This is a genomic window from Acinetobacter sp. P1(2023) (assembly GCF_028367635.1).
Lineage (GTDB): Bacteria > Pseudomonadota > Gammaproteobacteria > Pseudomonadales > Moraxellaceae > Acinetobacter > Acinetobacter pittii_E.
Genome location: NZ_JAQNDD010000001.1, coordinates 447,710 through 468,210, shown reverse-complemented (window position 1 = coordinate 468,210; position 20,501 = coordinate 447,710). Strand labels below are relative to the sequence as shown.

Annotated in this window: 15 protein-coding genes; 10 read left to right on the top strand and 5 right to left on the bottom strand. The window is 39.1% G+C overall.

The features are described 5' to 3' along the window. Positions 1-24 precede the first annotated feature (24 nt). On the top strand, positions 25-915 hold the full coding sequence (locus tag POD11_RS02125) for a LysR family transcriptional regulator ArgP (protein WP_262456155.1): 891 nt from the start codon (positions 25-27) through the stop codon (positions 913-915). Between the two features lie 2 nt (positions 916-917). On the opposite strand, the gene rsmI is transcribed toward POD11_RS02125, so the two are convergent. Beyond that, positions 918-1,754: a 16S rRNA (cytidine(1402)-2'-O)-methyltransferase gene (gene rsmI / locus POD11_RS02120; RefSeq protein ID WP_262456154.1), complete on the bottom strand. Its 837-nt coding sequence runs from the start codon at positions 1,752-1,754 to the stop codon at positions 918-920. 207 nt (positions 1,755-1,961) lie between these two features. On the opposite strand from rsmI, the gene POD11_RS02115 reads away from it, so the two are divergent. The 3 genes from POD11_RS02115 to POD11_RS02105 all read left to right on the top strand — a co-directional run bounded on the left by POD11_RS02115 (position 1,962) and on the right by POD11_RS02105 (position 4,018). Continuing rightward, the gene (locus POD11_RS02115) at positions 1,962-2,363 is read left to right on the top strand and encodes a YraN family protein (RefSeq protein WP_262456153.1); all 402 of its coding nucleotides are present in this window, start codon (positions 1,962-1,964) and stop codon (positions 2,361-2,363) included. 80 nt (positions 2,364-2,443) lie between these two features. Continuing rightward, positions 2,444-3,151, top strand: a complete 708-nt coding sequence (locus POD11_RS02110; RefSeq protein ID WP_016141852.1) for a BON domain-containing protein — start codon at positions 2,444-2,446, stop codon at positions 3,149-3,151. Between the two features lie 3 nt (positions 3,152-3,154). Next, on the top strand, positions 3,155-4,018 hold the full coding sequence (locus POD11_RS02105) for an alpha/beta hydrolase (protein ID WP_016141851.1): 864 nt from the start codon (positions 3,155-3,157) through the stop codon (positions 4,016-4,018). A 28-nt stretch (positions 4,019-4,046) separates the two neighbouring features. Here the strand turns inward: POD11_RS02105 and nudC are convergent, their stop codons facing one another. From nudC to dnaQ, 3 genes are all read right to left on the bottom strand, one after another. Next, positions 4,047-4,790: an NAD(+) diphosphatase gene (gene nudC / locus POD11_RS02100; protein ID WP_005070517.1), complete on the bottom strand. Its 744-nt coding sequence runs from the start codon at positions 4,788-4,790 to the stop codon at positions 4,047-4,049. Beyond that, entirely contained in the window at positions 4,790-6,433 is a 1,644-nt protein-coding gene (locus POD11_RS02095; protein ID WP_224993172.1) for a chemotaxis protein, read from the bottom strand. The genes nudC and POD11_RS02095 overlap by 1 nt, the downstream gene beginning before the upstream one ends. 130 nt (positions 6,434-6,563) lie before the next feature. After that, positions 6,564-7,943, bottom strand: a complete 1,380-nt coding sequence (dnaQ, locus tag POD11_RS02090; protein WP_262456152.1) for a DNA polymerase III subunit epsilon — start codon at positions 7,941-7,943, stop codon at positions 6,564-6,566. A 233-nt stretch (positions 7,944-8,176) separates the two neighbouring features. Between dnaQ and POD11_RS02085 the strand changes: the two genes are divergently transcribed. The 6 genes from POD11_RS02085 (at position 8,177) to POD11_RS02060 (ending at position 18,339) form a co-directional block, all read left to right on the top strand. Next, positions 8,177-11,392: a LysM peptidoglycan-binding domain-containing protein gene (locus tag POD11_RS02085; protein ID WP_262456151.1), complete on the top strand. Its 3,216-nt coding sequence runs from the start codon at positions 8,177-8,179 to the stop codon at positions 11,390-11,392. 15 nt (positions 11,393-11,407) lie between these two features. Then, positions 11,408-13,243 carry an extracellular solute-binding protein gene (locus POD11_RS02080; protein WP_262456150.1) on the top strand — a complete coding sequence of 612 codons (1,836 nt, stop codon included), beginning with the start codon at positions 11,408-11,410 and terminating at the stop codon, positions 13,241-13,243. Between the two features lie 31 nt (positions 13,244-13,274). After that, positions 13,275-14,327 carry a microcin C ABC transporter permease YejB gene (locus POD11_RS02075; RefSeq protein ID WP_262456149.1) on the top strand — a complete coding sequence of 351 codons (1,053 nt, stop codon included), beginning with the start codon at positions 13,275-13,277 and terminating at the stop codon, positions 14,325-14,327. Further along, entirely contained in the window at positions 14,327-15,337 is a 1,011-nt protein-coding gene (locus POD11_RS02070) for an ABC transporter permease (RefSeq protein ID WP_262456148.1), read from the top strand. Before POD11_RS02075 ends, POD11_RS02070 begins: the two co-directional genes overlap by 1 nt. Beyond that, complete coding sequence (locus POD11_RS02065; protein WP_262456147.1) at positions 15,312-16,907, top strand: ABC transporter ATP-binding protein; 1,596 nt, start codon at positions 15,312-15,314, stop codon at positions 16,905-16,907. The genes POD11_RS02070 and POD11_RS02065 overlap by 26 nt, the downstream gene beginning before the upstream one ends. Before the next feature lie 187 nt (positions 16,908-17,094). Further along, on the top strand, positions 17,095-18,339 hold the full coding sequence (locus POD11_RS02060) for an NADH:flavin oxidoreductase/NADH oxidase family protein (protein WP_262456146.1): 1,245 nt from the start codon (positions 17,095-17,097) through the stop codon (positions 18,337-18,339). 40 nt (positions 18,340-18,379) lie between these two features. On the opposite strand, the gene POD11_RS02055 is transcribed toward POD11_RS02060, so the two are convergent. Next, the gene (locus POD11_RS02055) at positions 18,380-20,494 is read right to left on the bottom strand and encodes a TonB-dependent siderophore receptor (protein ID WP_262456145.1); all 2,115 of its coding nucleotides are present in this window, start codon (positions 20,492-20,494) and stop codon (positions 18,380-18,382) included. Positions 20,495-20,501: the final 7 nt, after the last annotated feature.

The window sequence follows — 20,501 nt, the reverse complement described above, 5'->3', positions numbered from 1 at the left end:
AGCTAAAATTAATTTAGGTTTGATATGCTCGATAGTAAACAATGTGAAGCCTTTCTGGCAGTAGCAGAGGTAGGTAGTTTTGATGCCGCAGGTGAGCATTTATATATTACTCCGTCGGCAGTGTCGTTACGTGTACAGGCCTTAGAAAAATATTTAGGGCAGGTCCTAATCATACGCGGACGCCCCTGCGTACTCACTCAAGCAGGGCAAACTTTATTGCAGCACTTACGTCATACCAGACTGATGGAGCAAAATTTATTACAAGGTTTAATGGGGAAATCTTCTGAATCTGAATTTTATAAAATTGCTTTGGCTTCAAATGCAGACTCATTAGCCACTTGGCTTTTACCGTGCATTCAGCAAACGCTTTTTAAAGAAAAAATTGTATTAGAAGTAAAAATTGACGATCAATCTCACACACATACTTTGCTTGAAACGGGACAGGTCAATGCCTGTATCTCGGCAGAAGAGCAAGTTATGGCGGGTTGTTTAGCTCAGCCTCTTGGGAAAATGCGTTATAAAATGCTGGCATCAGCCGAATTTGTAAAACGGTGGTTTAGTGGTGGAATTGACCGAGAAGTTTTAAGAAATGCACCAGCTGTAATTTTTAACCATAAAGATTTAATGCATTCGGAAGTTTTATTAAAAGAATACGGTTTACCAATGCAGAGTTATCCTTATAGTTTTATTCCGGCGACAGATGCTTTCGTTAAAGCAATTCAACTAGGTTTGGGATATGGCATGGTGCCCGAGCTACAGGTTCAATCATTACTCGAAAATGGAACACTTGTTGATATTATGCCTGAGGCTCAACTTGATATTCCTTTATATTGGCACCATTGGAAAAGGCAGTCGAAGCAACTTGATGCACTGACTGAAACGATTGTTCAGTCAGCAAAACAGATATTGAGATAAGTTTAAGATTGGGTTAACTCAAGCGCACGTTGATAAGCAACTTTTTTCTTAATACCTGTTAAATCGGCAGCAAGTTGAGATGCCGCTTTAACTGATAAGTCTTGAAGTAAGCGTTTTAAAAGCTCATCTAGTTTTTCTTGTTCAAGATCTGTTTTTTCTGGTGCGCCGCCAACTACAAGTACAATTTCACCTTTTTCTTGGTTATGGTCGTTTTCAATAAAGCTGACCAAATCTTTTAAGGTCATTTTTTTGATCGTTTCAAAGGTTTTAGTGATTTCACGTGCGAAACCAACTGGGCGATTTTCACCAAATACCTCTGCCATATTTTTTACACATTCTAAAATACGGTGTGGTGCTTCATAGAAAATTAAGGTTTGAGTTTCATTTTTGAGTTTTTCTAATTGAGAGATACGTTGAGAAGCTTTTGATGGTAAAAAGCCTTCAAAACTAAAACGGTCACTTGGTAAACCAACTGCACTTAAAGCAGCAATTGCCGCACATGCACCAGGCACAGGCACAACTCTAATGCCATGTTCTTGAGCAGCACGAACTAATTTAAAACCAGGGTCGCTAATAAGCGGCGTACCTGCATCACTAATTAAAGCAACATTGTCACCCGCAAGTAATCTTTGAACTAACTGCTCAATTTTATTGCTTTCGTTATGATCATGACATGCAGTAAGTTGAGTCGATATATTATAGTGCTTAAATAGTTGGGCTGATTGACGTGTATCTTCGGCAGCGACAATAGAAACTGATTTTAAAATATCAATTGCACGGAAAGTCATATCATCTAAGTGCCCGATTGGGGTGGCTACAACGAATAACTGAGCACTCATTTGGTTTTACTCCGTACAGATAAACAATTTTAATCGAGTAGTTTACCCGAAATTATGATTTGGGCGTGAACAATGTCTGTGAACCTTGGCTTTTGGAAAATGAACTGATTTTCATTTGTTCAATTTAAGCCAGAAAATACAGATAGATTTAACAAAAACTTAAATATAAAAATATGTGATGCTACTTTTAACTTGGGGAAGATAAAAATGTTGTTAGCACAGCAGTTGGGTAAATGGGCAGAACAAACGGCGTTAGGCCTGTTACAAGCACAAAACTATGTGTGGGTAACCAGCAATTATCATTCACGCCGTGGTGAAGTGGATTTGATTGTTAAAAGAGGGCAAGAACTGGTTTTTGTAGAGGTAAAGGCACGTACTATAGGAAATTATGGGCAAGCTTGTGAAATGGTGACATGGACAAAGCAGAAGAAAATTATCAAAACTGCGATGCGTTTTTTACAGTGCTATCCATCTTATCAGGAATTTTATTGTCGTTTTGATGTGATTTGTTTTGATTTTCCACAGAAAATTGCAAAAACAGTACAGCAAGACTTTTCAAAATTCCATTATGATCTGCAATGGATCGAAAATGCATTTACTTTGGATTAAGAGTTCATTACTCTTTTGAGCAAATTTAAGTCTGATGCTTTATGATCAAGCCAAGAAAAGATTGATAGGAGTCTGGTGGAGTGTTAAACCGTATTGCTGTAACAATGCTTTGTGTCGCAAGTTTATCGGGTTGCGCAAGTTTTATTTCTGGTGGAACAGGCACAGCTCCAGTCGGAACAGACAGCGGTGTCCGCAGTTTGGGCCAAGTGTTCATTGACTCTTCAATTAAACGTACAGCAAATATCAACCTTTATAAACTTGATCAGCGCTTTAAGCAGTCACGTATTAATATCGAAAGCTTCCACAGTACTGTTTTATTAACAGGACAAGTGCCAGACCCATATTTAAAACAATTGGCAGAAGATAATCTTAAAGCCATGAGCGATGTGAAAGCTGTACATAACTACATTACCGTTGGTAATAAAGTCAGCTACAACACGATTATGCAAGACGCGGGTGTAACTGCCAATACACGTGCGCTTTTAATGAAGGCACCTGTAGTTTCTGATAGTAAGGTTCTCGTACATACCGAAGACGGCGTACTTTATGTCATGGGACGTTTAAATACTGCTGAAATTAATGATTTGAATAGCGTCTTACAAAATGTGGGTAACGTAACTAAAATTGTTACTTTAATTGATAACGTTGATTTAGCGCCTGCACCAGCAGCGAGTACTGCAAGTGCAACGGCTACTCCGGTTATTAATAACGTCATTGCTCAACCAACAGTTCAAACTCCTGTTGCAATTGATCCTGACCAAACAGATCCAGCTTCGAATGCACAGTAATATATGAATCTGATTGAACAACTACAAAGCAAAATTGAACAGGCGCGAACTCTTTATAAAGAGTTCCGCCTTTATGATTTGGGGAGTTTTGCTTTAAACCGTTTTACGCCTAAAGATGGTTTTGAACAGGTTGCCAATGTCCGTTATGGTTTAAAACCGCGTCACCGTTTGGATATTTACCGATCTGTTAAAAAACTAGCACATCAGCCGCTTATCGTTTTTGTACATGGTGGTGCTTGGCAGCATGGTAATAAACGAGATTATCTTTTTATTGGCGAAACATTTGCTAAAGAAGGTTATGACGTTGCAGTTATTAACTATCAATTAGCGCCTAAAAATATTTTTCCAAGTTTTGTTGATGACTTGACTCAGGCATTGAATTATTTACATCAAAACCAAGAAAAGCTGGAAATCTCTACAGAAAATATTGTACTTATGGGGCATTCGGCAGGGGCATTTAATGTCATGTCTGCTGTTTATCATCCAAAACCAAACCCTATTCAGTGTTTAGGCAATATTAAGGCAATTTTTGGTTTAGCTGGACCTTATCATTTTGATTATAAGGGTGACCCACTAGCTGAAGATGCTTTTGATCAAAGTATTTCTTATCAAGAGGTGATGCCATACTATTTCGTCAACCAAAATAGTATTAAACATTACTTGCTCATGGCTGAAAATGATCAGCTTGTCGGTAAAGAAAATACATTAGATTTGGATCGCGCTTTAAGACAAAGTGGAAATCACAGCCATATCGCCGTGATTCCTAAAACTGGCCATATTACAATTTTAGCTAGTCTTTCTAGTTTTATTAGCCATTATTTTAGAACGAAAAGAACGATCTTACATTTTCTTGAAGAAGTGTTTTAAACGAAAGTCTCGTTTAAAACACAGCAGATTACCCAGCTTGGGTAATCTGCATAATCATTGAATGAGCAATACTTCCTTTAAATGGAATCTCAGGTAATTGATCAATTTTGAAGAATTGTGCATCTGCAATTTCTTCTTCTTGAAGCTTAATTTCACCCGACTCATATTCTGCCCGAAAAGCTACCATAAGGTTACTTGGGAATGGCCAAGGCTGACTTGACATATATTGAATATTTTTGAGTTTTAAACCGACTTCTTCGAAGGCTTCACGTTGTACTGCTTCTTCAAGTGTTTCACCCACCTCAACAAAACCTGCAATCAAACCATACATGTTGGTTTTATTGTGAACCGACTTCGCGAGTAAGATTTCATCATCACCACGAGTAATGACGGTAATAATGCAAGGGTTTACACGAGGGTATTGGTGATAGCGACAAGAAGGGCACACCATTGCATATTCGGTTGGATGAACTTCTGTCGGATGTCCACAGTGGCTACAAAATTTATGGTTACGTCGCCATTCAAGTAATTGAACAGCTCGACTCGCTTGCAAAAACTGTTCTTTCGACCAACTGGTAATAAGCTGGCGAATTGGAACAAGTTGTAAGCCTTCGGGAATAGGTTCCTCAGCAAGCAAGTCACGCGCAATGACCTGCTCATCATGAGTGAAAAGTAAATCACTTGCTAACTTTTCGACTTTGGGTAATTGAAGGTTCTGGTCAACCAGTAATTGTTGATGATGGAAAATATAAGCAAGTGATAATTCAGACATTAAGCTGCCTTTTTTTGAAGTTGTTGACTACTCGACAATGCTACATTAAACATGGATTGTAGAACAGGTTGTTTATTTTTTAAATTGTCAACTAACATGTCAATACCTGCTAATACGTTAAAAATACAGTGAATTTGGTCTGTATTAAAAGGCTGTTTTTGTTCAAGTTGCTCTTGAACAAATTGAGCAGTTTGGAGTAAAGCTTGTTGTTGAATCGTGCTTCCTAAAAATTCGGCTGCACCCGCTAACTCTTTTAACGAACCTGCAATTGCTTCAATATTTTGTGTTTGATCATTTGCATACAAAGTCAGACTTTGACAGATAAAATCAATTAAATTTTTTGTCTCAATAAGCAAGGCTTGGTGTGCTTCATCAAGACGATCTAAAGAAATATCCGTATTGTTCACATTAAGTTGTAAACGATTCGAGGTGAATTGACGTACTAAAATACCAATTGAGTTCATGGCCGACAAAATACTGTTCATCAGCTGCTGCGCATAGTTCTCATCACTTAAAATGTTAAGTTGACTTAAACTAGTAGCTTGCTGAGAAAGTGCAGATGAGGCGTCATCTAGATTAAGAAGTTTAAAGGTATAGGCCAGCTGTAAAAGGCTCGCTTGGAGTTGCTGTGCTTTTTCAGACGACATATTTTGATAGTTGTACTCAATATCATTACGCACTTTATTCATTTCATCCAAGATTAATTGGCTGACGGTGTGCATCGTGTCAAAGTCAGGACCAAAAAGATGGCGACTTAAAACGAGTAATTGAGTATCTGTTGGTGTTTCCTCACCTATATGAAGTTGGTTGCGAATATGGTGGGCAATCTCATCTTCTTGAGCAATGACAATACTTAAAATATCTGCAAGTTCAGCTAAATCAGGCTTGAAAGTTTCCGGAGTTGCTAAGAACTGACCAATCTGATTTTCGATATTAATGAGTACACGTAGGCGTGAATCATTTAAAGGTAGGTCATCAATATGGTTAAAAGCATAATTGACGAGCTGCCAATATTGTTGGCTTGGCTGAGTGTTCGCCATGCTGAGCAAATAGGTTGCAATAAGTTTAAAGGCTTGAAAATTCTGAGCTGATGCTGTCTTTTTTAAAAATTGATGTAGAGATAATTTATAGAGTTGATGGATGAACTGAGTTTTTTCACTAATTAATATTTCAGGCGAAGGCAGTTCGAGCGAAGTATCTGCAAGTAAGGGAACAAGAGCCTGTCCTGATGTAGTCAGTGGTTTATTTAAAGCTAATTCTAAATTATTTAAGGTCGTAAGAAGAAACTGTGGAACTTGTATTTCGCGCAAACAGATAAATTCAATATAACGTTTTACCATGGTCGTGCCTTCGCTTAAGGCAATGACATCATCAGTATTAATTTGTGCTGGATTCGCAATAATTTTTTGCATCAACTCAGTTGAATATTGAGTGATTTTTGCAAGATAGGGGATATCAATTAAGCGTAGTACTTGAGTGCATTGCTTAAACTGTTCTAATGCATCATCAATACCAAAAGGGAGAGTTTGTTCTTCAATTAAGGTACTTACAGCACCTTCAACCAGTTTTATTGAACGATCAATTTCATGTTTAATGATGAGTAAGGCTGTTGGATCGAAATGAATCGACGTATGCTCAGACATAAACGTTCCCCTTTGCAAAAAAATCAATTGTTATATTCGTAGTGCTCATTAAATTGAGCTAAAAATCTATGCGACTAATATAACTTAACTTGCAAAGGGGAAAAGCTAAAAACACTAAAGAATCAAAAATTTATTTTGCAAAAAGGCAAGGTTCTCCGTGTTTTTCCTCATATTCTTTGACCCAAGTCTCATGTGTATTTAACTCTTCCTCAGAAGGGTAAATTACAGGAAGGTCAATTTGAACTCTGCTTCTATTGGTTGTTTGCTGGCTATTTTCACTCTGAGATAAGGCATCTATATCAAAAGAAACCTGACCACCAGTCATTGCTAAATAAACATCAGCAAGAATTTCAGCATCGAGTAATGCGCCGTGGAAAGTACGGTCACGTGCCGGAATTTCATAACGTCTTACGAGTGCATCAAGGGAGTTTTTTTGCCCTGGATGTTTGTTCTTCGCTAAAGCTAAAGTATCCGTTACCTCACACACTTCAGAAAGCGCAGGAAGTCCTGCGCGTTTAAACTCCATATCAAGGAAGTTCATATCGAAGGTTGCGTTATGGGCAATAATCTCTGCACCTTTGAGATAATCAAACAAGGTGTCTGCAATATCCGCATAGAGCGGTTTATCTTTTAAGAAATCATCACTGATCCCGTGGACGTTTTCTGAATCTCCCACTGGTTTTTGTGGGTTAATATAAATATGAATTGAGCTACCGGTAAGCTTACGGTTAATCATCTCAATCGCGCCCACCTCGATAATACGGTCGCCATCTTGGAAATAAAAACCAGTGGTTTCCGTATCGAGAATCAGTTGGCGAGGACCTTGTAATTTTAATTTGGCTTCGGTCACAACGATTTGAGGATGAATATTTTTGGTTAGCTGCTTACTTTCTTGCTCGGCAGTTTCAACTTCGATAACTTCTTCATCTTCAATAATCATCTCAACTTCTTCAGTTGCCTCAAGGTGAATATTTTCCTCTTCAGTTACTTCTGCCAGATCAAATCCGAAAGGGTCGTCTAGTAACCAGTCCTGTTCAGGCTTTTTTATATCTTGCGGTACAGTGGCAGGCTGTGGTTGCTTGAGTTCTTTAGCAGTTTTGTCTGCACCTAAATTAGCTAACTGGTCTGCCATTTCATTGCCCGGATGTCCTGCATGGCCTTTAATCCAGTTCCACTCTATATTTCTACCTGCACAGACAGCATCTAATTTCTGCCAAAGGTCAGGATTTTTTACATCTTTCCAGTTTTTCTTTTTCCAGCCATGAATCCACTCAGTAATACCTTGCTTCACATAATTTGAATCTGTCCAGATAATTAAGTGAGCATCGGCTGGGCAAAATGAAACACCTTCAATGGCAGCAGTGAGTTCCATACGGTTATTGGTCGTATCCGGCTCACCACCAAATAATTTATGTTCACCCTGTTCAGTAATGACATATGCGCCCCAACCACCTAAACCCGGATTGCCACGACATGCACCATCAACATACAGTGTGATTGTTTGAGACATAAATCGAAACCTAAACTAAAAGAAAAAGAACTGAATATGGTGTATTGTATACGCAAAAAGTTCGGTTCCATCGTATCAAAGCAAGGTTTTTTTAATTTCTTGTAACATTTCCATGCAAATGACATTAAATTATTGCCTTGTCTATCTTGCATGCTTTACTACAATGGCATCGAAGACCCAGGGTTTGTGGGCAGACCCCAAAAAAATATTACGCGAGTTGTTTGGAAGTTTTTATGTATAAACCAACCACATTTGTGTGGCAGCCATCTGCAGCATCATTGTTCAAAATTACCGTACTTAGCTCTGCGTTAGCTGCGTTGGGTATTACAACAGGCTGTTCATCGACTCCGCAATCTGCAAAAACCTCAAAATCAAAACAGGTCAGTGGTGCAGGTTATTTAGATGCGAGTAGTCTTGATTCGTTGGAAGACTTACTTTCAGCAACTGATATGCGTGCTGTAGAGGGTGACCGTCTGCTTATTTTAAAGCACGGTGATGTCTGGAAGCGTATGTCTGTAGGTTTCAAAATGGATCTAAACCATTGGGATTCACGTATTGAAGCTCAGCGTAGTTGGTTTATTTCTCGTCAGCCTTACCTTGATCGATTAAGTGCCCGCGCAAGTCGTTATTTGTATCATACAGTTAAAGAAGCTGAACGCCGCGGATTGCCGACAGAACTTGCATTATTACCTGTAATTGAAAGTTCATATGACCCAGCTGCAACAAGTAGTGCAGCTGCAGCAGGTCTATGGCAGTTTATTCCGAGTACTGGTCGTATTTATGGCTTAAAGCAGACAGGTACGTATGACGGGCGTCGAGATGTTGTTGAGTCGACCCGTGCAGCGTATGAGTTTTTAGGAAGCTTATATAACCAATTTGGCTCTTGGGAACTCGCTTTAGCAGCCTATAACGCAGGTCCTGGACGTATTCAACAGGCGATTAACCGAAATCAGGCAGCTGGCCTACCAACAGATTATTGGTCATTAAAATTACCTCAAGAGACCATGAACTATGTTCCACGTTTCTTGGCTGTTGCCCAAATTATTAAAAACCCAAAAGCTTACGGTATTTCTTTACCACCAATTGCAAATAGACCCCATTTCCGTGAAGTGACTTTATCTGCACCTTTATCTTTAAGCGAAATTGCTTCTGTAGCTGGATTAAGCCGTTCGGAACTCTATGCATTAAACCCGGGATATCGTGGTGAAATGGTAGACCCTGCAAGTCCAATGCGTATCTTGATTCCAGCAGATTTAAGTCCTTCAATTGACAATAAATTAAAACGTCTTAAATCGGGTGGCGGTTCAGGTTGGTGGGCAAATGTGACTTCACCATCTAAGCCAGATGTAAGTGCTTCAACCTCGGTAACAATTAAGACAACACCTGCAAATCAGGTTCAACCAGTTAAACCGTCAACACCTACTAAAACAACAAGTAGCTCTAGCACAGTAAAAACTTCAACACCTCGCGGGTCTGATGCTTTAGCCGCGTTTGCAGCTTCAGCTGATGTACCGAGTGCTCCACGTATTCCTGTCGCTGTGACACCAGCGGCAAACATTAAGCAAGTGAAGACGGAGCCACCAATCTCGGCTGCAGAGCGTGAGAAGATTTTAGCGGCAGTTCGAGCTGAAGGTGAGAAAGAAACAGTTCAGCAAGCTTTAGAGCCACAACCAACACAGGCTGAAAAAGATCAGGTGGTTGCTGAGTTGAAAGCTCTTGCCCCACAAGGAACGGAAATTGTTGATCCTTATGACGGCAAAATTAAGTTAACTGCGATTCAAACGAGCCAATCGGTTGCAGAGCAACAAGGTAAAGAAGTAAGTAAAGGTTTTGCATATCCAAAAACTTTAGCTGAAGACGTGAGTGTAGCTAATTCTGAAGATGGCCAGCGCAATAAAGACAAGCCTTACATTAAAACTGATACAGATGTAGTGGTTGTGCAGCCTAAAGGCAAACGTAGTACCTATACAGTTTTACCGGGTGATACTTTAGCCGTTATTGCGATGAAAAACGGCGTAAACTGGCGCGATGTTGCGAAGTGGAACCAGATTGACCCTGAAAAAACGTTATATGTTGGTTCAACGCTTTATCTTTATGACGCTAAGCCACAAGAAACTCAAACGACTTCGAAAAGCACAGCTAAACCTGATGTATATGTGGTTCAGGCTAACGATAGCTTAAGTGGTGTCGCAAACCAGTTTAATTTGTCAGTAAGACAATTGGCTGAATATAACGATTTATCAGTGACAGATGGCTTATTTGTAGGGCAAAAACTACAGTTAAAAGAACCAAAGAATAGCCGCTCAAGTACTAAAGCCGAGCCAAAAGCAGTTCAGGCAAGTGCAAAACGTATAGCAACTAAGAGCTATACTGTGAAGCGTGGTGAATACTTGAAATTAATTGCAGATCGTTATGCGCTCTCGAATCAGGAACTTGCTGAGTTAACCCCAGGTTTAACGGCAGGTAGTAATTTGTTGGTCGGCCAAAAAATTAATGTGCCTACACAAGATATTACTGTAGATGAAGTAGCTGAAACTAAGACCTCTACTAAAACTGAGAAAGCGTCAGCAAATGTGTCTTATAAAACAGAAGGCTATAAAGTACAACGTGGTGATACTTTATCGAGTATTGCAACCAAATCAAAAATTAGCCTAGCTGAGTTAGCCGAGTTAAATAACTTAAAAGCAAATAGCCATGTACAGCTTGGTCAAACGTTAAAAGTACCAGCAGGCTTAAGTGTTCCTGAACAATACGTTGTACAGTCTGGCGATAGCTTAAATGCGATTGCGAGTAAATATAATTTGCAAACTAGCTATTTGGCTGACTTAAATGGTTTGTCTCGTACGGCTGGCTTACGCGCTGGTCAACGCTTAAAACTCACAGGTACAGTTGAAGAAGCTCCAACTAAATCTTCTAAAAATACGAAAGAAGAAACTCCAGAAACTTATACTGTTAAGTCTGGTGATAGCTTAGGTAATATCGCTAACCGCTACCATTTACAATTGGACTACCTTGCTTCATTAAATGGTCTTTCACGCAACAGTAGCGTGCGTGTCGGGCAGCGTTTAAAGCTAACAGGTGATGTACCTACAGTAGAAACAGCTAAAGTAGATACCAAGACTTCAACTAAAGCAGTTGCGGCGGGTAAAAATACTGAAAGATATACTGTTAAATCTGGTGAGTCTTTAAATAGTATTGCGAGTCGTGCGGGTATTTCAGTGCGTGAACTTGCTGAAATGAATGCATTAAAAGCAAGTGCTAACTTACAGCGCGGTCAAAATATTATTATTCCAAAAACTGTTGTGGAATACAAAGTGAAGCGTGGGGATACGTTAATTGGCCTCGCAAGTAAATATGGTTTAGAAACTAATTTGTTGGCTGAGCTGAATAATTTAACGCCTTCTACTCAGCTTCGCATTGGTGATGTAATTAAAGTGCCTAATTTATAAAATAATTAGCAACTTATGCATAAATCATCTTTTCAACTGAGCCTGCTAGTCGGGCTCAGTGTTTTTTCTCATACAGTTTTTTCTGCACAGCAAACCACCTCATATATAGCGATTCATTCCAAGCCTAAATATTTGGGAATGATGGCTATGCCATATGCAAACCCTAACGCTCCGAAAGGTGGTTTGTTAAGTCAGGCAGCCCAAGGAACTTTTGATAACCTCAATAGTATGAATGGGAAGGGGAATGCAACAGAAGGTGTTAATTATCTTTTTGATACCTTAATGACTCAGTCGTTAGATGAGGTCGGGGTTTTATATCCGCTTTTGGCACAGAAAGTAAGTTATGACCCAGAAAAAACGCAGTCTGTTACTTTCTATTTAAACCCTAAGGCTCGCTTTAGTAATGGACAGTCAGTCACTGCGGCAGATGTTAAATTTAGTTTTGATGCTTATCAGAAGAAGTCCAATTTAGGTTTACAGATGTACCTTGCTGATTTGGCAAAAACAGAAGTAATAAATGCTCATCAAGTAAAGTTTAGTTTTAAATCTACGCACAACCCTAAAATGCCATTCATTTTGGCAACCTTACCCATTTATTCAAAAGCGGATTGGCAAAAAAGAGATTTTAGCCGAATTACCCTACAGCCGATTATTGGCTCGGGACCGTATGTCGTTGAACGAATCGATCCGGGTAGAAGCATTAGCTATAAAAGAAATCCAAATTATTGGGCAAAAGATTTGCCTATTAATAAGGGGCGTTATAATTTTGACCGATTAAAATATGTTTATTATCGAAATTGGGATATTGCTTTTGAAGGATTTAAATCTGGGCAATACACTTTGCATGAAGAGACTAATCCTAAAAAATGGGTAACAGATTATCGTTTTCCAGCCGTAAAAGCAGGGCTGGTTACTCAATATAAGTTTCGTCATCATAATCCCATTGCCACTGAAAGCTATGTGTTTAATACACGACGAAAACCTTTAAATGATATTCGTTTTAGACAAGCCTTAACCTATGCCTATGATTTTGAATGGCAGAATAAAGCTTTGTTTTATGGACAATATCAACGCCTTCAAAGTTATTTTGAAAATAGTGAATTAGCAGCAACGGGTCGACCTTCAAAAACTGAATTAGAGTTATTAAAACCGTTATTGCCTAAGTTATCTCCACTCATGCAGCAAGGTGTTTTAGCAAACTGGAAATACCCAGTTTCAGATGCGAGTGGGTTTAACCGTCAGAATTTGTTAACTGCACGGCAATTACTGATACAGGCTGGCTACAAAGTTAAAGAAGGGCAGCTATTTACACCTGAAGGGAAAAAAGTTCAGCTTGAGTTTTTGATTCAGCAAGATGGTAAACAACGAACACTCATGCCTTTTATTCGTAACTTAAAAAAGTTAGGTATTGCTATTAATTTGCGTCAGGTTGATGCACCGCAATATTTAGAACGGACTCGCCGTTACGATTTTGACATGACCACGATGAACCTGCCGCAATCTCTCAATCCAGGCAATGAACAAATTCAATTTTGGGGAAGTGTAGCCGCAGCTCAGGATGGAAATTACAATTATGCGGGAATCCGCAATCCAGTAATTGATCAAGTGATTTCAAAACTCGTTGCGAGTAAGAGCCGTGAACAACAGATTATTTATACTCGCATTCTCGATCGATTGCTTAGAGCTGGATATTATCAAATCCCGACTTATGGTAAAGGTGAAAACTGGTATGCTTATTGGAATATGTATCAACAACCTAAAGTTAAACCAGCACTTTCTTCTGGGATAGAATATTGGTGGAGTGATGCAAATAAAGCCAAAACAGTTGCCAAATATTTACATCAACAATAAAAAGCACCTGCCATAAAGGAAATCCTGTTATATGGGTTCATATATTCTCAAGCGACTTCTTTTAATGATTCCCACATTATTCATCATTTTATTGATTAATTTTGTGGTTGTGCAAATTGCACCGGGTGGGCCAGTTGAGCAAGCAATACATCAGGCACAAAGTGATTTGGGGATTGGTCGCGCATTGGGTGCAGAAACTTATTATCAAGGTGCCCAAGGTCTAAGCCCTGAAATGGTTGAACAAATTAAGGCGCAATATGGTTTTGATCGTTCTGCTCCTGAACGGTTTTTCTTAATGTTAAAAGGCTATTTAACTTTAGATTTTGGACAAAGTTTCTTTAAAGATAAACCTGTTGTGCAGTTGTTATGGGAAAAAATGCCTGTTTCCATTTCACTTGGGCTGGTGAGTACTTTGCTCATTTACCTCATTTCTATTCCGTTGGGGGTTAAAAAAGCAAGGCAGCAGGGCTCTTGGTTTGATCGCTCCACTTCATTAATCCTCGTAGTAGGATATGCTGTACCAAGTTTTGTATTTGCCATTTTGTTAGTTGTTTTTTTTGCAGGTGGCTCTTATTTTCAATGGTTTCCATTACAAAATTTAGTATCAGATAACTTTCATCAACTGAGTCTTTGGGGCAAAGTTACTGATTACTTATGGCATATGACTCTGCCACTGATTACCATGGTATTAGGCGGTTTTGCCAGTTTAACTTATTTAACTAAATACTCATTTTTAGAAGAACTCAATAAGCCCTACGTTTTGGCAGCCTATGCAAAAGGTCTAAATAGCCAACAAGTGCTATATAAACATGTCTTTCGTAATGCCATTTTAGTTGTGCTGGCCGGGTTACCAGAAGCGTTAGCGGGTATTTTCTTTGTAGGTAACCTGTTTGTAGAAATTATCTTTCATTTAGATGGGGTGGGTTTATTGGGCTTTGAAGCCCTTGTTCAGCGCGATTATCCTGTTATTTTTGGTGTCTTATTTTTCTTTACTTTATTTAGCCTAATTTTACGTCTCGTTTGTGATGTGTTGTATCAATGGATTGATCCTCGAATTCACTTTGATGCACAAGGGGACAAATAATGTCTTCGATTGTGCGGACTCGATTACAGCGCTTTAGACAGCATAAATTGGGCTGGGCCAGCTTTATTTTATTTAGTCTGATTTTGGTTTTGTCATTAGCTGCGGAGTTGATCGCTAACGATAAACCACTGTTAGTGAAGTATGAAGATTCTTACTATTTGCCTGTGCTAAAAACATATCCAGAAACTGTGTTTGGTGGGGTGTTTGAAACAGAAGCTGATTATAAAGACCCCGCCGTACAAGCACTTATTGAGGCTAAAGGTTGGGCAGTTTGGCCACTCGTTAAGTTTTCATATCAAACGCCCAATTTAGATTTGGCTGTTCCGGTGCCATCACCACCCTCCAAACAAAACTGGTTAGGAACAGATGATCAGGGCAGGGATGTTTTTGCCCGTATTCTTTATGGCTTAAGAGTGTCGTTGCTTTTTGGTTTAGCCTTAACCTTTTGTTCCGCTTTATTTGGAATTACCGTTGGCGCCATTCAAGGTTACTACGGTGGCTGGGTCGATTTATTAGGACAACGATTGATTGAAGTCTGGAATGGCTTACCCATGCTTTTTATGGTCATGATTTTAGTCAGTATGTTTGTGCCAAACGTATATTGGCTATTTTTCATTATGTTGTTTTTTGGCTGGACCGTTTTGGTGGGCATCGTTAGAGCAGAGTTTTTGAAAGCTCGCCAGCTAGATTATGTTCGCGCAGCCCAAGTATTGGGAGTGACTGATCGCGCGATTATTTTTAGGCATATTTTGCCAAATGCGATAAGCTCGAGTTTATCGCAATTACCATTTATTTTAACGACTAATATTAGCGCTTTAACTGCTCTTGATTTTTTAGGGTATGGTTTGCCACCCGATGCAGCTTCATTAGGCGAGTTATTGCTACAAGGTAAAAATAACTTAGATGCACCATGGCTAGCAATTTCAGGATTTTTTAGTCTGGCAATTGTTCTTTCACTTTTAATTTATATTGGGGAGGCGGCCCGTGATGCGTTTGACCCAAGAAAATAATTTAAACAACGTTTCAACATTATTAAAGGTAAAGCATCTTGCAGTTCAAACCAAAGCTCACAAGGTTTTATTGGATGGCCTGAATTTCCACTTAAATGAAGGGGAAACACTTGCTATTGTGGGTGAAAGTGGTTCAGGTAAATCAATGAGCTGCTTAGCAATAATGGGGTTGCTACAAGAAAAATTAGAAATAACAGGTCAGGTCTGGATTGGCTCACAAAACATGCTTGAGTTAAATGAGAGAGCTCAATCAAATTTACGTGGTCGCCAAATCGCTATGATTTTTCAGGAGCCTGCTACTGCATTAAATCCGCTTCATCGTGTTGAAAAAATTATAGGGGAAAATCTTCTATTATCGGGTTTCTCAAAACTTGAAATTCGACAAAAAATAGTTGAACTGCTTAAAGATGTGGGAATTGTTGAACCAGAGCAAATTTTAAAACGTTATCCGCATGAGCTTTCTGGTGGACAAAGACAACGTGTCATGATTGCGATGACATTGGCGTTTCAGCCTAAAATTTTAATTGCTGATGAGCCTACTACTGCATTGGATGTGGTTTTACAGATACAGATTTTAGAGCTATTAAAATCTTTGCAAAGCAAATATGGAATGGCACTTATTTTAATTAGCCATGACCTCAATTTAGTACATCGCTATGCTGAGAAACTTATTGTATTGCAAAGTGGGCATGTAGTAGAGCAAGGTGAACTGAGCCAAATTTTTACAAACCCTAAAACAGCTTATACAGCACAGTTATTAGATCATGATTTTGGAAGTGTAGAGCCTAAATCCGCTCAACAAAACATTTTATCAGTACAGCACCTCAGCGTACAGTTTCCAATAAGAAAAGGAATTTTAAATCGTATTCAAGGATATTTCACTGCAATAGAAGATTTGAGTTTTGACCTTGCTCTAGGTGAATCGCTTGGGGTGGTTGGTGAAAGTGGTGCTGGTAAGTCATCTTTAGCCTTCGCTTTGGTTCAGCTTATTCAGAGTAAAGGGCAGATTGTTTTTTTAGGGCAAGATTTGAATCAGCTACAGCCAAAAGTGCTACGGTTGATGAGATCAGATTTTCAACTTGTTTTCCAAGACCCATTTGGCAGTTTAAACCCGCGTATGACAGTAGGGCAGATTATTGCTGAAGGGTTAAAGTTAAAAGCTGTGAATGAAAAAGAGATAAAGCAGCAAGTTGAATCTGTATTGGTAAAGGTTGAATTGGCTGAAGATTTTCAACATCGTTATCCTCATGAACTTTCAGGTGGACAACGTCAACGCGTGGCTTTAGCTAGAGCTTTGGTGGTTCAGCCTAAACTTTTAATTTTGGATGAACCTACCTCTGCCTTAGATCGGACCACGCAAAAAGCTATGATCAAGTTGTTGAGACAATTACAGCAAACCGAGCAGTTAAGTTATATTTTTATTAGTCATGATCTCAATATAGTGAAAGCACTGTGCCATAAAGTGATGGTATTACGTCATGCAAAAGTTGTTGAATATCAGGAAACTGAACACCTATTTTCTAAGCCTCAAACTGAATATACCAGACAATTAATTAGATCATCTCTTTAAAAAAAGATCTTAATTATTTGTTTTTAAATAAAATAATTAAAATTTGTATTTTATGCAAAAAGTTGCATATTTTTATATTCTTTAAAATTGACATGTGCTATTGTCAGTTGTCGATTATGCCTTGACATGCCCAATAACTCATTTAAATTAGAGTAATTGCTCTAAAAATCAAAAAAAGAGGTTAACCATGAACCAGATTGCTCAACCCATCACGATACGCAATACCACCTTTAAAAACCGAATTATTAAAGGCGCAATGAGTGAAGCACTTGCAAATTATGAAGGCCAACCAAATGATTTACATTTGGGTCTATATGGCGCATGGGCAAAAGGTGAGCTTGGCTGTGCAATTACGGGCAATGTTATGGTAAATGCCGGAGCAAAAAATGAACCGGGTGTTGTAGTTATTGAAACTGAACGTGACTTAGAGCGCTTAAAAGAGTGGGCGGCATTAGGTAAAAAATATGGCATGGTTCAGTTGATTCAATTATCGCATCCGGGTCGCCAGTGTCCAAAAGGTTTAAATAAAGAAACCGTAGCGCCTTCAGCCGTACCTTTTAGCCCAGCTTTAGCAACCATGTTTGGAACGCCACGTGAACTTACTCATGATGAAATTCTAGATATTATTAAACGCTTTGCCACAGCAGCTCAAATCTGTGAAAAAGCAGGTTTTGAAGGAGTACAATTACATGGTGCACATGGATATTTAATTAGCCAGTTTTTATCGCCATTAACCAATAAGCGTACAGATCAATGGGGCGGTTCAGTTGAGAATCGTACTCGTTTTTTACTCGAGGTTTATAAAGCGGTACGTGAAGCGACCTCAGATAATTTTATTATTTCAGTGAAGCTTAACTCGGCTGACTTTCAACGGGGCGGAATTAGCGAAGAAGATGTAATTTCTGTATTTAAAGCAGTAGATGAAGCTGGTATCGATTTAATTGAAATTTCAGGTGGTACTTATGAGGCACCAGCAATGGCTGGAGCTAAGGCGGATAAACGTAAAGCAAGCACGATTGCACGTGAAGCATACTTTTTAGATTTTGCAGAGAAAATCCGCCAGTATGTTAAATGTAAACTCATGGTGACAGGCGGTTTCCGTACTGTAGAAGGCATGAACGCTGCACTTGAAAGTGGAGCATGTGACTTTATTGGTATTGCTCGTCCATTTGCCGTGGAAACGGATTTAACAGAACGTTTAATTGCAGGGCAAGATGTACGTTACGCCGTGAAACCGATTAAAACAGGTTTACCTTTTGTCGATAAAATGGCAATTATGGAAATTATTTGGTATGCCGCTCAATTTAAAACCATTGGCAAGGGTAAAAAACCAAATCCAAAACTTTCAACACTTGTGGTGTTTTTGAACTATGCCAAAGGCAATATTAAGGCGGTGATACAAGGACAAGTGAATTCGCGTAAGTCTGCGTAAACCAGATGAGCCATTTCAAAAACTGAAATGGCGCATTTTTTTAGAATGTATAGCTCATACCCAATTGAACCGTACGTGATTCACCCGGATAAGCATATAAATTAAAGGCACTTTCATCATATACTTTGTCAAAAATGTTCTTCACATCTAAGTTAAGGCGAAGTTTTGGCGTTGCCTGATAATAAGAAACTAAATCTGTAACTGCGTAACCTTTCATGGTGTAAGTACTATTGGCTGTTTGTCCTGCACGCTTATCAATATATTTTTGATTAATTCCTAGACCTAAGCCTTGTAAAGGGCCATCCTGAAATTCATAGATATTTAAAAGATTAAAACTATTCTTTGGAATGTTGGCCAGTGCTGTTCCTTTTTTCAAAGTATTATCTTTGCTGACTTCTGCATCTGTATAGGCATATCCACCAATAATTTTCCAAGCTGGAGTGATTTGCCCTGCAATATTTAGCTCAATACCTTGGCTACGGACTTCACCAGCAGCAACTTTATAGGCTGAATCTACAGGATCGAAGGTTAAGACATTTTCTTTTTTTGCATAGAAAATAGCGGAGTCAACCGATAGCATATTGTCGAGTGCTTGCCATTTAAAGCCTAACTCGTAAGCCATGCCTTCTTCTGGGTCAAATCCCTCTCCATTACGGCTAGCCCCTGTATTTGGTTTAAACGATTTTGCAGCATTGCTATAGATTGAAAGATCATCACGGGCTTTAAAAACTAAACCTAAACGTGGAATAAATGCGTCATGACTGGTATTCCAGTTTGCAGTATTTGGTAATAGGTTTTTGTAATCATGTTCGTAGTGCTCAAAACGTAAACCCAGTAGCGCACTTAAACGCTCATTTAAATCGATTTGGTCTTGTGCAAAAACGGCAGTTGTTTTTAAATTTTCGCGGTCATGGGTCGTAATATTTTTAAGCTCGGGTAGAGGTTGGCCTAAAACTGGATCATAAATATTGATTGGATAGTTATTCGACTTAGGATCCGAACGAATAATATATGACTTGTAATCGTAGTTTTCATATTCAAGCCCAGTTACAAGAGTATGAGCTAGACCTAAAAGTTGGAATTTACCTGTTAGATTAATTTGGGCATCGGTATCTTGCCATTTTAATTCGCGATAGTTGTAATTTCGGTCTAAAGTTTCTCCATCGGCCTGTATGCCATTTGCCTCTACCGCATAGCCATATAATTTGCCATGTAGATATTGCACACCCGCATTAAGTTTCCAGTCATTTCCCAAGTCATGCTCAACTCGTAATTGAGTCATGTCATTATCATTGTAGAGTCGATTATTGTATTTACCTGTTTCCCACAAATAGGTTTCGGGGGAACTGTTAAATGATTTCTGACCTGCATAGCGCGTATGCCCACGATCAAGTGGATGCTGATTTCGTAAGATATCTGCTTCAAAAGTAACTTTGGTTGCATCAGAAGCTTGCCATTGGATGACTGGTGCAATTCCATAGCGTTTGGACTCGACATGATCACGATAACTATCACCGCCTTCTGCAATCACATTGAGGCGATAGCCAATATTTTCTGCATTTGGAATAGTGCCTGTCGTGTCTATAGTAGTGTGATATAAACCTTCACTGTTTAGCTGGGCACCTAAAGTAGTTTGTTGCTCAGACTTCGGTGTTTTAGAGATTAGATTAAACGTACCACCTGGATCACCACGGCCATATAAGCTAGAAGAGGGACCACGTAAAACGTCTAAACGTTCAATTGTATTGCTATCGGGGGCATTTGGATAACCACGGTTAATCGGGAATCCATTACGGTAAAACTCACCGCTAGTGAAACCACGGAGATTAAACCCTGTTAAGCCTTGGCCACCAAAGTTATTAGCGCGTGTAACGCCGCCAGCCAAATCAAGCGCTTCGATTAAACGTGTCGCGCCAATATCTTCAATTACTTTTTGAGTCACCACACTGACAGATTGTGGCGTATCTTTTAATGCGACTTCGCTACGTGTTGCGCTACTTGAGCTATCGACTTTATAAGCTTGGTCGGCAGCTTGTTGGGCTTTAATCTTAATCGTAGCAAGCGTCGTTGAGGAACTATTGGTTTCTGCGAAAGCACTTGAAATACAGCATAGTTGAGCGATGCTCAGGGAGAGAAGGCGAAGCTTAAGATCCATTTAAAAC

Excerpts from the sequence above, each read along its gene's own strand:
- POD11_RS02125 (WP_262456155.1), top strand. The coding sequence starts at position 25 with ATGCTCGATAGTAAACAATGTGAAGCCTTTCTGGCAGTAGCAGAGGTA.
- rsmI (WP_262456154.1), bottom strand. The coding sequence starts at position 1,754 with ATGAGTGCTCAGTTATTCGTTGTAGCCACCCCAATCGGGCACTTAGAT.
- POD11_RS02115 (WP_262456153.1), top strand. The coding sequence starts at position 1,962 with ATGTTGTTAGCACAGCAGTTGGGTAAATGGGCAGAACAAACGGCGTTA.
- POD11_RS02105 (WP_016141851.1), top strand. The coding sequence starts at position 3,155 with ATGAATCTGATTGAACAACTACAAAGCAAAATTGAACAGGCGCGAACT.
- nudC (WP_005070517.1), bottom strand. The coding sequence starts at position 4,790 with ATGTCTGAATTATCACTTGCTTATATTTTCCATCATCAACAATTACTG.
- POD11_RS02095 (WP_224993172.1), bottom strand. The coding sequence starts at position 6,433 with ATGTCTGAGCATACGTCGATTCATTTCGATCCAACAGCCTTACTCATC.
- dnaQ (WP_262456152.1), bottom strand. The coding sequence starts at position 7,943 with ATGTCTCAAACAATCACACTGTATGTTGATGGTGCATGTCGTGGCAAT.
- POD11_RS02085 (WP_262456151.1), top strand. The coding sequence starts at position 8,177 with ATGTATAAACCAACCACATTTGTGTGGCAGCCATCTGCAGCATCATTG.
- POD11_RS02080 (WP_262456150.1), top strand. The coding sequence starts at position 11,408 with ATGCATAAATCATCTTTTCAACTGAGCCTGCTAGTCGGGCTCAGTGTT.
- POD11_RS02075 (WP_262456149.1), top strand. The coding sequence starts at position 13,275 with ATGGGTTCATATATTCTCAAGCGACTTCTTTTAATGATTCCCACATTA.
- POD11_RS02070 (WP_262456148.1), top strand. The coding sequence starts at position 14,327 with ATGTCTTCGATTGTGCGGACTCGATTACAGCGCTTTAGACAGCATAAA.
- POD11_RS02060 (WP_262456146.1), top strand. The coding sequence starts at position 17,095 with ATGAACCAGATTGCTCAACCCATCACGATACGCAATACCACCTTTAAA.
- POD11_RS02055 (WP_262456145.1), bottom strand. The coding sequence starts at position 20,494 with ATGGATCTTAAGCTTCGCCTTCTCTCCCTGAGCATCGCTCAACTATGC.